The organism is Deltaproteobacteria bacterium (genome assembly GCA_016178705.1).
In the GTDB taxonomy this organism is placed as follows: Bacteria; Desulfobacterota; Binatia; order HRBIN30; family JACQVA1; genus JACOST01.
The window spans coordinates 131711-144184 of the sequence record JACOST010000015.1 but is presented as its reverse complement, the minus strand read 5'-3'; the positions used below and the strand labels follow the sequence as shown (position 1 = coordinate 144184).

Genomic DNA, 12474 nt, shown 5'->3' with positions numbered 1-12474 from the left:
AGCGCGAGCCGAAGGCTCGCTTCGTTCCATGCTCCCGATATCGTATAGCTTCAAGAACGTCGCCGCGCGGCCGATGCGCAGTGTGATGTCGGCGAGTGTGATCGCGCTCGTCGTGATCGCGTGCAGTCTGTTTCTCGGGCTGATCTCCAGTCTGAAGCGGACGGTGACATCGAGCGGCGATCCGCTGAATCTGATCGTGATGCGCAAAGGGTCGGACAACGACGGCGCGAGTTGGTTGCCGCTCGAGGCGTATCAAGCCATCCGCTTCTTCGACGGGATCGCGCGCGACAGCGCTGATCAGCCGCTAGCCTCGCCGGAGTTGGTGGTACAGCCGTTCTTCCACACCCCCGCCGGCGGTCGGGAGAACGTGCTCGTGCGTGGCGTCGAGCCGGTCGCTTTGGCGGTTCACAGCAGTGTTCGGATCGCCGAGGGGCGCATGTTCACGCCCAGCGCGCACGAGGTCGTAGTTGGACGCGGTGTGGCTGGCCGCTACATCGGCACGACGCTCGGCAGCGATCTCCAGTTCGGCCACGGCACTTGGAAGGTCGTCGGGATTCTCGATGCCGGCGGCTCGTCATTCGAGAGCGAGGTGTGGGTCGACGTGCGCGAATTGGCCAACGATGCCAAGCGACCATCGCCGTATTCCGGTCTGCGCATGCGGGCGGCCTCGGCAGCCGAGCTGGAACCCTTGATGCGCCGGGTCGATGATGATCCGCGTTTTGCGCTCCACGCGCAGCGCGAGACAGAGTACTACGCCAAGCAGTCGGAGTCGGCGAACTCGCTCTACGTTTTGGTGATCGGCATCGCCGTGCTCGCCGGCATCGGCGCCGGATTCGGCGCTGCGAACTCGATGTACGCATCGGTGCAAGCGCGCACCGCCGAGATCGGCACGCTGCGCGCGCTGGGTTTTTCGCGGCTGGCGATTCTTTCCGCGTTTCAAGTGGAGGCGATCCTGCTGGCGGCGATCGGATTCGCGCTCGGCGCGGTGCTCGCACTCGCGCTCTCGGCCCTCCTCGGGGTCCTGCTCGGCGGCGTGTCGTTCAACGCGGCGACGTTCACCACCAACGTCGTCAGTCTGCGCGTCACCGGCCACGACCTGGTCGCCTCACTGGTGCTCGCGGTCGTGATCGGCCTCGCCGGCGGCTTCGGTCCGGCGTGGCGCGCCGCGCGCATGCGACCGATCGAAGCGCTGCGCAAAGCGTGAGTTGGTTCGTGGTTTGTGGTCTCTAGTTCATGGTCTCTGGTTGTCTTGCTGCCTGCTGCCTGCTGCCCTCTGCCTACTGTTCGTTGACTTTCTCCGCATGACTTGTGAGTGCTGAGGCGATGGCGAACCCCAATCCGGAACGACACGAACGACTGCGCGCTGACTTGGAATCGCTGCGACTCGATCGTGGCGCGCCGCCGGCGCCGCGCAAACCGAGCGGCACGCGTCGCCGTCCCATTTGGATCGCGGTGACCGTTGGGTTGCTTGCTGTCGCCGCGCTTGGCACCTGGTCCGTGCTCGGGCGCGCGCCGACGGTCACCGTCGCCTATGCCACGATGTCGGCTCCGGGCCAAGCCGGGCCGGCCCCGGTGCTGTCGGGTTCCGGTTACATCGTCACCGGCGATCGCTACGTATCGATCGGCGTCCGCGTCCCCGGCCGCATCGACCACTACTTCGTCGAAGAGGGGCAGAACGTCCGCAAAGGCGATCCGCTCGTCCAAATTGATGACCGCGACTATCGTGCCGCAATGACGCGCACCGAAGCCGGTCTTGCGGTCGCGCGCGCGAACCTCAACTTGGCCGACGCCGATTTGGCGCGCGGCCGCGCCCTCCATCAGCAAGCGGTGATCTCGAAACAAGAACTCGATGTCTTCGAGAACAAGGCAGCGGTGGCGCGTGCCACCATCGCGCAAATCGAAGCCGAGCTGGCGCAGGCAAAGGTCAACCTCGAGTACACCACACTGCACGCCCCGACCGACGGCGTGGTGTTGGCGAAGTTGAAGGAAGTGGGCGAGATCGCCGTGCCCGGCGGGTTCGCGGGTTCCGGCGACTTGATCCGCTTGGCCAACCTCACCGACATGCGCGCCCAAGTCGACGTCAACGAGGCCGACCTCAATCGCGTCCATATGGGCCAAGCCGCGCAAGTGACGCCGGACGCATTTTCCGACGCGCACTACGCGGCACAGGTGGTGAAACTCTACCCACAAGTCGATCGGCAGAAGGGCACGCTGCGCATCGAGGTCCACATCCTGCAGCCCGACGCGCGCCTGCTGCCCGACATGAGCGCGCGCATCACCTTTCTCGCCGAGGCGACAGCGCAGGAGGTGGAGAAGCCGGCTGTGCTGGTGCCCGCGGCGGCCGTGCGACGCGATTCGCAGGGAAGTCTGTTCGTGTGGGTGGTGAGTGACGAACGCGCGCATCGCACGCCGATCGAAACCGCCGGCGAAGTCGGCGATCGCACCCGCGTCACCAGCGGCCTCAAGGGTGGTGAAGCAATCGTGGTGTCAGACGATGCCGCTGTGCGCGACGGCGGTCGTGTGCGCTTGGCCGGCTGAGCAGGGACGCGCGGAAGCTAGAACCCGACGTGGACGCCACCCTTTGGGACGCTGCCCGGCGGGGTGACCTGGAACGCGTTGAGTGGTTGGGTGTTGGTGCCGATGTCCTTCGAGTAGCCGGCGCCGGGTGATTGATCGGGAGCGTTGACAACCAGGCCCGCGGTTCGAGTGGCAGTGCGGGCGACCTTCCCAACTTGGGCTGCGCTGTCGGTTGGCGACAGCAATTGCCCCTTCACTGCGGCGTGGGCGCTGCCGAGACTGTCGTGACCGCCGGTACCAACGATGTCGAGTCCTTCGAGGTACTGTTGCAGCAACGCGGCATCGATCTTTCGTGGAGCGGAAGGGAAGCGCCCCTTCTGTATGCGGCTCGCCATTTGCGGGCCGACGCGAACAGTGCCGCCAACCACACCCAGGGTGCCCTCGACCACGACTTCGTTCTCGATCACGACGACGTCGGTGTAATCCGCGTTCGCATCGTACACAACGATGAACTCAGTGCCGCGCACGCCGGCGACTGCGGTGGGCGTCTCGATTTCGTAGCGGGAGTTCGGTGTGGTGTAATACTCGCTCACCAACGCCCGGATCTTGCCGGTCACGAGTTTGAGCGCTGACCGATACTGGCGCGCGCTTTGATTGAAGTCTTCTTTGTCGATCACCATCTCGGTGGCGGGGCCGACATCGACAACTGAATCGTCTTGGAACACCAGCTTGGCTCGGCTGGTGGCGCGGGTGCGGACATGGTCGCCGGTAAACAAGCCGCTCCCCACCACCATGAGCTGCCAGTCTCCGCCACCTGCGCGCTGCAACTCGGCACCGCCGACCACGGCAGCAACCGTCGCCACTTCGTGCCCTCCGGCGCTTTGCGCTGCGGCCGTGCGTACCTGCACCGCGAGCACTGCGACACTCAGCAGCAGACCGATCGAAATTCTGTACGTCCGCGTCATCGCTCATACACCCCGCTGTTAGTAGTGGAGCCGCGCGCCGACCGAGACGACGTTCCGATTGTATTGGTACGGGTCGCTGATGTTCGATTGATTGAACGTGCCGATGTAGGTCAAACCGAGCTGGAGATAGTCCGTCATGTCGCGGAAGACCGACGCGAAGATCTGATTCTCAACATCATGCCGGCGAAAGGCGTAGGCGGGCACCGCGAACTGGTCGGGGAACTGGTAGTCTTCCAACCGCAGTAGGTAGGCAAACCGCGCCGTTGCGACATCGGCCAGCGGCAATTCCACACTGACATCGAATTGGTTGCCATTGTATTGAAACGAATTCCGGTGACGGACGCCGGTGACATCATCTGCGAGGAAGGCCGCCTCGACGAGTTCTTTGTCGAACTGGTAGCCGACGCTGAGGATGCGGTCCTCGGCGCCGAGCAGAGCGTATTGGCGGATGCCGACGGCATCATTAGTGGCATCGCGAGATGGATTGTAGGTGTTGAGGATGAAATTGCGAGCGCGGAAGGCATAGTAGATCTGCGTGCTCAAGCTCTCGCCTTCGGGGATGGTCACCCACGGTGTCACCACCCCTTCCTGATAAAACGTATCGCCGCCGAGTAGGTAGTACCCATACGCCCCCGCCAACCCAAGCTGCACCGGACCCGCCGGGACCGTTCCCTGCAGGCGCAATTGGTGGGCTTCGAGGTTGAAATCACTGTCGGTGAAAAAGAGGCTCTGATAGAAGTCGTACGATGCGGTGATGCGAGCCACATCGATGTCGAGGAGGTTGTACGCGCCGCCAAAACCGAGCGCCACATCGCCATCCGACTTGCCCGTGTTGGAGCCCGACACCGGGGAATTGTTGGGGCCGAGGTTGACGTTGCTGTCGTACTCCAGGCGCATATCGCCGTAGACCGACCACGGTCGCGCTGCCGGTTGGCCCGGAGCGGGCGGTTGGCGCACGCTGCCGCCGGACAGGAATTGCTGCGCGGACTTGGCGGTCTCGCTCTCGGCGCGGCCTTGCGCGGCCTGTTCCATCTGCTTGCGGCCTTCAGCCGTTTGCCCCTGTTGCAGGGCGACCAGCCCGGCATAGTAGTGCGCATTAGCGCGCAGCTCGGGATCCTTTTCGGCTTCGGCAAAATACGCGCTGGCCTTGTCGAACTCGCGCAAACGATAACACGTCATGCCGAGGAAAAACGCCGCGCGCAGGCGATCGTCGGCGGTTGCGTAGGCCTGATCGAGCCAGGTCTTGGCCTGGGCGAATTGGCCGGCGTCGAAGTAAGTGATGCCGAGATCGAGCGCGAGATGAGCCAAGCGCGGACGCAGTTTCGCGGCTTGCTCCATATCGGGGATCGCCACGGTGGGTTGACCGCGGCGCGCCGCCGTCAGCCCGCGATAGTACAGCGCCAGCGCATCGCTCGGATCGGCCTTCACAGCCTCGTCGAACAACTGGTAGGCGTCGTCCCACTTGCCGTTGTGGAACGGCACCAGCCCTTTCGCGTACAGCGCCTGCGAGCGCTGGTTGGCCGACACCGGCGCGACGAGAGGCAGCGACATCCCGATCACCAGGAGCGTCACCGCCCAGTACCTCCGCCTGCATGTCATCTTCGCTCTGCCCCCGTGCCGGTCATGCGATTGCTTGTGCGCATAAAAGTCGCCGCGCTCATGGCACCGTGATGTTCACCGCGAACTCACTGGTGTTGTTGCTGGCATCCGTTTGCGTTGCGGTGAACACCCCGGCCGCTTGGCCCGCCAACGAGAACGAGAAGGTCCCGGCTCCGTTGGCCGTGGTGGTACCGAGGTACGTTTTCCCTTCACCGGCGCCGCTGCTGTCAGGTGGCGTGTCGGTGCGGAATACATCAACGGCGGCGTTCGCCACAGCCATAGTACCCGTCAGCAGCGTTCCGCTCTTACTCAGCACGGGCTTCGCGATGATCGTTTCAGCACCACCGCTGCGACGAATGCCTGCGCCGGTGTTGTTGGCTATGCTATCGGCGCGCACCGCGATGCCGGTGCTGGGTTTGACGATGGCGACGCCAATCCCCGCGTTGTTTGCGATAGTATTGGGCGCACCGCTCGCCAGCCCGCCAATGGTCACATTGGTGGCCAGATCGATGGTGATGCCATCGATCCCGTTGCCGCCCACGGCGGGGTCGCCGATCTGGTTGCCGAGGATCGAGATGTCGTGGACCGAGCCGCTGATCGCTTGCAGGAAGACGCCGCTACCGCCGTTGGCAATGATGAAGTTACCGGCGCCCGCAGCGGTGCCGCCAATGGTCGCGCGTCCGAGCAGGAAGATACCGGTTCCGGTATTGCCACGTGCCGCGGAGCGATCGGCCGTGGCGCCGATCGTGTTGCCGGTGATCGTGACGCTGCTCGCCGTGCTGACTTCGAGAACGCCGTGGACGGCGTTGGCGCTGATCACATTGTGATCGATCAAATGGCCGGAGCCGCCGACCACGATGCCCGTCCCGTTGTTACCTGCTGCCGTCACCCCATCGAGTGCTAGGCCGACGTAGTCGTTCGCGATCACCGCAGTGTGCGCGGTGGAGGTCAGTTGGATCCCGACGGACATCGAGGTGATCGCCAAGCCACGGAGCTCAACGAGATCGGCTTGGACAACAAATCCGGTGAAGGCCATCGTACCGGCGACGCGGATATCGGGCTGCAGATCGCCGTTGATGTCGCCGTTGATCGTGGTCTGGGCTTCGCTCAAAGCGGGCAGTGCGGTGGCCAGCACAATCGTCTGACCCGTCAGACTTGGATCAAACGTGATCGCGCTGGCGACGCCGTCGGTGTTGGCGAGCGTCATTGCGGTGCGCAGTGATCCCGCCCCGCTGTCGTTGGTGTTGGTCACGATATAGGCCGCCGCCGATGGCGTTGGGGTCGCGGTCGGCGTTGGTGTGTTGGTCGGGGTGTCCGTCGATGTCGCGGTCCGGGTTGCCGTCGTGGTCGCGGTACTGGTGGCGGTGGCGGTGTCGGTTGCGGTGGCCGTTGCGGTCGCGGTGTTGGTCGGAGTGTCGGTAGGCGTATCGGTCGCCGTCGGCGTCGCCGTCGGCGTGTCGGTGCTGGTTGGCGTCGCGGTTGGCGTATCAGTGTCGGTCGCGGTCGCAGTCGGCGTCGGCGTATCGGTCGGTGTGTCGGTCTGAGTCGGCGTTTCCGTCGGGGTCGCGGTTGGCGTCGCGGTCGGCGTCTCCGTCGGCGTGTCCGTCACTGTCGGCGTCGCTGTCTCCGTCGGAGTCGCCGTCTCGGTTGGTGTCTCCGTGACGGTGGCGGTCTCGGTAACCGTCGCCGTCGTCGTCTCGGTGGGACTCACCTCGGGCGTGTCAGTTGCCGTCGGCGTATCGGTCGGCGTCGGCGTATCGGTCGGCGTTTCAGTAACCGTCGGCGTCTCGGTGGAGGTCTCAGTCAGCGTGGGCGTCTGCGTTACCGTGGGAGTCTCCGTTACCGTGGGAGTCTCCGTTACCGTCGGGGTTTCGGTCGCGGTTGGCGTTGGCGTCTCGGTCGGCGTCTCGGTCGCGGTCTCTGTGACAGTCGCGGTCGCGGTATCGGTCGCAGTCGGCAGTGGCGTTTCGGTCACGCTCGGGGTTGGCGTCTCGGTCGAGGTCTCGGTTGCCGTGGGCGTTTCCGTGTCCGTCGGGGTTTCTGTCGGCGTCTCCGTCGGTGTGCTAGTCGGCGGCGGCGCGACTTGGACGTTGACAGCAAACACGCTCGTATTGTTCGCCGCGTCGGTTTGTGTCGCGGTCACGGTCGTGACCTCGGCCGGAGCGAAGTTGAACGAGAAGGCGCCTTGGTCATCCGCCGTGGTACTGCCGAGGAAGAACTCTCCTTCGCCTGCGCCGGTCGGATCGGGAGGCACACCGGTGGCAAAGAACTCGACCGCCGCACTCACCAAGCCGGTGCCCGCGATCGTATTGCCGGTCACAAAGAGCATCGGAGCGCTCACCAAGGTCTCGGCGCCGCCACTGCGTGCGATGCCCAGACCACCGTTGGCGACGATCGAGTTACGAGTGAGCTGCACGGCGGTGGCACCGGCTCCGAGGATGTTCACGCCGGCGCCGAAGTTGTCGCGGATGCGGTTACCGCTATCAGCACCGCCGATCGTGACGTGCGTGGCCGCTTCAACGGTGATGCCGTCGCCATCGTTGCCGCTGAGGATCTCATCTCCGATGTCGTTGTTGGTGATCGTCACGTCGTGGACGGCCATTCCGCCAAGCGCGATGCCGCTCGAGCCGTTGCCCACGACGAGATTGTCTTTGATCACGGCCATCTGACCGGACACGCGAACACCCGCACCCACATTGCCGACTGCCGCGCTACGATCAGCCGTCGCACCAATGGTATTCGAGACCACGGTCGCAGCGCTGGCAGTGTCATGAATGATGATGCCGTCACCCAAGTTCGCGGCAATCGTATTGCCCTGAAGGGTGTGACCCGATCCGTCGAGGTCGATTCCGGCATCGCTGTTGGGTGCGGGAGTGGACCCATCGAGTTCGACACCGATGTAGTTGCCAGCGATGAGGGCGTCAGATGATCCACTGGCCAGCCGAACACCGCTGGTCGCACCGGTCAACGCCAAGCCGCGTAGTCGAATGCCGTGCCCGACGATAGTCATGACCGGTGCGTCGATCGATCCGAGGACCGCGATATGCGGCGCCGGCGTGCCGAAGGCGCCGTCGATCGAAGTGGCATCCGCGATGAGTTGCGGCAGCGGCGTATCGAGTGCGATTTCGCCGTCCATGAGATCTTGAGCGAACAGAATCCGGCTCGGCAATTCATCGGTGTTGGCCAAGGTGATCGCCGCGCGCAGTGAGCCATCGCCGCTGTCATCCAGATTCGTGACGATGTAGGTCAGCGGCGTTGGTGTCGCGGTTGCGGTCGGCGTCTCCGTATCCGTCGCCGTCGGAGTTGCGGTAATCGTCGGCGTTTCGGTTGGGGTCGGCGTCTCGGTTTCGGTTGGCGTCTCGGTAAACGTCCCGGTTGGGGTTAGCGTGGGCGTCTCGGTCGCCGTCGCGGTCTGAGTATCGGTGGCGGTTTCCGTCGCTGTGCCGGTCGGCGTCTCGGTGGAAGTCTCCGTTGCCGTTGGGCTCGTGGTTGGCGTGTCGCTCGGGGTACTGGTCGGCGTCTCCGTCAGCGTCGCGGTTTCCGTAGACGTTGGCGTCTCAGTGGTCGTTGGCGTGAGCGTCGGTGTATCGGTTGCCGTCACGGTGGCCGTCTGGGTCGCAGTGGCTGTCGCGGTGGCGGTGTCGGTTGACGTTGATGTTGGAGTCGATTCGACCGTCGCCGTTGCCGTCGCGGTATCGGTCGGCGTCACGGTGGCAGTGTCGGTACCGGTCGCGGTCGGCAGAGGCGTTACCGACAAGGTCGGGGTTGCGGTCGCCGTGCCGGTCGGTGAATTAGTCGGCGTCGCGGTCGTGATCTCGTTGCCGGTGGTGAACTGGTACTCATAGGGATCGGGGATGATGGCGCGCGGCGGTGTGTTGGTATCGTTTGCGCTAACCGACACGGGGATCGTGGTGAAGGCGGGGAACGTATTCACCGAGGTGCTGAAGCGGAAACCATGCAGATTCTGGCTCGGAACGACACACGGCGAAGCGCTGCCGTCGGCACACGCGGTGAGGTCCGCACCGTGCGAGGGCAGCCCGTCATTCACCAATACCGTACCGTTGACAGCAATCGTCACACTGTCGCGGCTGATGCCTCCGCTCGCGGTCGCTACGACGAACGTTACTGGCGCCGAACGCGACACCCCAGTCTCGCCCGGCAACGGCACAAAGGAAGTGACGAACGGGCGCGATAGGACGTTCACATTCCCGACGTCGGTGGTCTGCCCTGCGGTAATCTGAGCCGGCACGGCCGCACTTGCATAACAAGGCGCGATGCCAACCGTCGCGAGATCCGGCGGTTCGCCAAATGGCACGTCGTAGCCGAAGACGAATACGTTCACCGACCCGGCCGGCAGATTGTCAATCGTTGCTTCGTGATCATTGGGATCGACGAACTTGCGGCGAGTATACCCGTCGCCGTCGACCCGGACCTCGACGGTCTGAACACAAAGAGGAATTTCGGTCCCGCCGTCAAACGTTGCGAGCTGTGAACCGACAGCCGAATTCTGCCGTTCCCACAGGGCGCGTAGAGTGAGGCCACCCCGCGTACTCGGAGCGCTGCCGCCCCCTCCGCCGCCGCAACCGATCACTGTCGAGAGTGCGAGCACGCCGATGCAGTGCCCTACCGCACGGAGAGTAGAGCGTTGCCGCCATAGCGCTACCTGACCACGCCACGTCTTCTGTGTCCGGATCGCTGAAAAACGCACATGGCATATAAAGCACGCCGCTTGCACGGGTCAAGCGGAAATTCGACCAACGTTCACTGTCGTGGTCGTCTATTGGTGCAAATGGGCGATATTGACGTGCAAGGCGTAGCTGCCGGTGGTATCGGCGCGCGCCGGCCGTACCGTGAGGCCAAAGACGAGATCGGAGCCAATCGGCAATAGATCTTCGGGATTCTCCACCAACTCATTCGCCACGCTGGAAAGGCCGGTGTTGTCGACCACCAACGAACTGTCACTGAACGAGCTCATCACGTGTGCGGTGACGTCGCCGTTGAAGGCAATCAAGGATGACGGCGCGCGGAACAAATAGAAGTCACCCGGCAGGCCGCTGGCGTCGTGACAGTCGCCGCCGCTAATGAATCCGACGGTTGAGGAGGCGAAGCCGATTATCCCGCTGGCCGGGCAGGTGCGCAGCTCGAACTCGTACGGGCCGCGCACGGTCGGATCGGACGCGCTGACAATCACCGCCGTGGTGCCGGCGCTGGCGAGCGGCATCGCCAAGAAGTCAGGTGAGCATGCTGGCCCTGGCCCCTGCAGGCCGTCGGCAGTGGCCACCAACCCACACGCTCCGTCAGGCGGAACAATGGAGATTGACTGGTTCGCGTTTGTCGCCATCGTAAAGACGTTCAACTTCACACCCGGCTCGTCTCCAAGCGAGGCCAGTTCACAGTCGTCATCGCGAAACTCGCCGTGTACCGTGCCTGCCGCGGCCGCGATGGTGCGGCACCGCGCGACGGAGACGGCGTAGCCGCCTTCGACCGGACCCCCATCTTGAAATGAGGAGGCGGTCAGAAAGTAGGTGCCCGCCAGCGGGAGCACGCGAGCGATGCGCGCATCCGACGTGAAGTCCGCCACAAACGGATCGTTGTCATTGACCAACACCTGTCCGCTCGGCGTCGTCAGCGCCAACACCGAGTCGATATCGGACGATGGGTCCGCCACCATTGTCGCGAAGACAAACTGTGACGGATTGTTGTTGGTAAATTTATAGCTGTTGACGAAGACCCCCTTGGTGCCACGACAGTCGAGTGTCCGACTGAAACTGTCGGAGGTTACGGTATCGAGCGAGAGCGGGCTGGCAGGACACTTCTGCAGGGCCAGACTGTATTTGCCGGTCGATCCCTCTTGCGTGATCGACGCATCGTTGCTGGCGGCGACCACCGTGTAGATGCCGGCCTGGGGGACGGTGAACGCGAGTTGCGCATCGGTGATGTCGTTCTCCGAGCCATCGTCGTCACTTGCCACCACCGTGTGGTCGGGGCCCAGCAAGTACAACTGGGCATCGAAATCGACCGACAGCATCTCGGCCGCGATCACATCCCCGGCGTCGGCCGCAATCGTGTACACGGCCGCGCGGCTGTTGGGATCGCCCTTCGAAGCATTGGGCAAGGGAAATGGCGCCGGACAAGAATCGGCCGTCAGTGTGCCGGTAACCGTCATCAACTGATTCGACACCGTAACCGGAATCGGGGTGCAAGACGGGAGCGAGAATGTGGCGCTGTACTTCCCAACACCGCCGCTGGCAACGACGGTATAGGTCCCGCTCTCAACGGCGTAGAAGGACAGCAACGCATCGGTGGTGCCGTTGTCCACCGGGCCGCCACTCTCATCATCCGAGGCGAGTTCGATCCCGGTGAAGCTGTCGGCGGTCGGCGGCGGGCCATAGATCGTGATGACCGGGTCGGGCACGTCTTGGTCTATGGCCGCCGTGCTCATCCGCACCGAGAGCGCCGACCCCGCCAACGCCGTAAACGTAAACCGATGCGCAGGAGACGAGGGCACGGCAGGGTCCGGACAGTCAGTTTCGCGCAAGGTTGCATTGACGCGAGTACCGGTACTCGAGGGCGTGACGCTGCGCGGCGTCGGTTGGCACATGCGGGTGCTCACAGTCAGCGTATAGCTTCCGGTCGGCTGACCCACCGTGCCGCTGGTGACCGTGAATTCATAGGGCCGGTTGGTCGTTACCAATAACTCGACCGGAAGTGGACCAGTATACGATCCGAAGTATCCCCCGGCGTCGCGCAACAAGATCCTCGGTAAAAAACTCGTTGAAGTGACGTCGATCTTCAAGGCAGTCCCGGGGTGCGCCGCGACGCTGTACGCGTCGATGAAGTGCTCGCTTGAGCCGCTCGTGCAATCGCCGGGACCGAGTGCACCACCGACGGTACCGACGCCGATGTTCTGCGGCACGCACGCGGTAGCCGTTGGGGTCGCGGTCGCCGTGGCGGGTGTCAGGTTCGGCGTCGGCGTGGTGGTCGGCGTTCGTGTCAGAGTTGGCGATGGACGGGTAGGCGTCACGGTCGGTACGGCCGGCGTCAAGCCGGGCTGCAACACGACCACCTGCGAAAAATCGGCGGCGGTGATCAGCCCGTCCTGATTCGCATCGGCGCCGGCGGCGCCCGGAAACTCTCCGCTCGCGACATCCGCTACATCATCACCGTCTCCATCGAACAACTCCGATGGGAGATCGGCCAGGTCATCCAGCGAGACGTGGCCATCTCCGTTGACGTCGCCGGCAAGAAATTGGGCGCGCGCATGCGTGGCGAACACGACACCGAGCGCGAACAAGATGAGGCCGTAGATTAGGCTGGGCCGCAGCTGAGCAGTGCGCAACGCGAAGACCTTTATTGACGATGTACCTGACGACTGGCGTGCGCTAATTGGCGG

5 protein-coding genes and 1 pseudogene are annotated in these 12474 nt (G+C 64.0%); 2 read left to right on the top strand and 4 right to left on the bottom strand.

Translation table 11 applies throughout. From position 1 onward, the window contains the following. Positions 1-28 precede the first annotated feature (28 nt). Both HYR72_12435 and HYR72_12430 read left to right on the top strand, forming a co-directional pair. Positions 29-1204, top strand: a complete 1176-nt coding sequence (locus HYR72_12435; protein MBI1815778.1) for an ABC transporter permease — start codon at positions 29-31, stop codon at positions 1202-1204. Positions 1205-1323: 119 nt separating this feature from the next. After that, positions 1324-2538, top strand: coding sequence for an efflux RND transporter periplasmic adaptor subunit (locus HYR72_12430; GenBank protein MBI1815777.1), 1215 nt, complete (start codon positions 1324-1326; stop codon positions 2536-2538). A 17-nt stretch (positions 2539-2555) separates the two neighbouring features. Here HYR72_12430 and HYR72_12425 read toward each other — a convergent pair whose 3' ends face one another. From HYR72_12425 to HYR72_12410, 4 genes and pseudogenes are all read right to left on the bottom strand, one after another. Further along, entirely contained in the window at positions 2556-3482 is a 927-nt protein-coding gene (locus HYR72_12425) for a FecR domain-containing protein (protein MBI1815776.1), read from the bottom strand. 18 nt (positions 3483-3500) lie between these two features. Continuing rightward, positions 3501-5054, bottom strand: coding sequence for a tetratricopeptide repeat protein (locus HYR72_12420; GenBank protein MBI1815775.1), 1554 nt, complete (start codon positions 5052-5054; stop codon positions 3501-3503). A gap of 1708 nt (positions 5055-6762) precedes the next feature. Then, positions 6763-8217, bottom strand: a pseudogene (locus tag HYR72_12415) (right-handed parallel beta-helix repeat-containing protein). 1641 nt (positions 8218-9858) lie between these two features. Continuing rightward, positions 9859-12420, bottom strand: a complete 2562-nt coding sequence (locus HYR72_12410) for a pre-peptidase C-terminal domain-containing protein (GenBank protein ID MBI1815774.1) — start codon at positions 12418-12420, stop codon at positions 9859-9861. Positions 12421-12474: the final 54 nt, after the last annotated feature.

Bases quoted from the DNA above. Each gene is read 5' to 3' on its own strand.
- HYR72_12435 (MBI1815778.1), top strand. From the start codon at position 29: ATGCTCCCGATATCGTATAGCTTCAAGAACGTCGCCGCGCGGCCGATG.
- HYR72_12430 (MBI1815777.1), top strand. From the start codon at position 1,324: ATGGCGAACCCCAATCCGGAACGACACGAACGACTGCGCGCTGACTTG.
- HYR72_12425 (MBI1815776.1), bottom strand. From the start codon at position 3,482: ATGACGCGGACGTACAGAATTTCGATCGGTCTGCTGCTGAGTGTCGCA.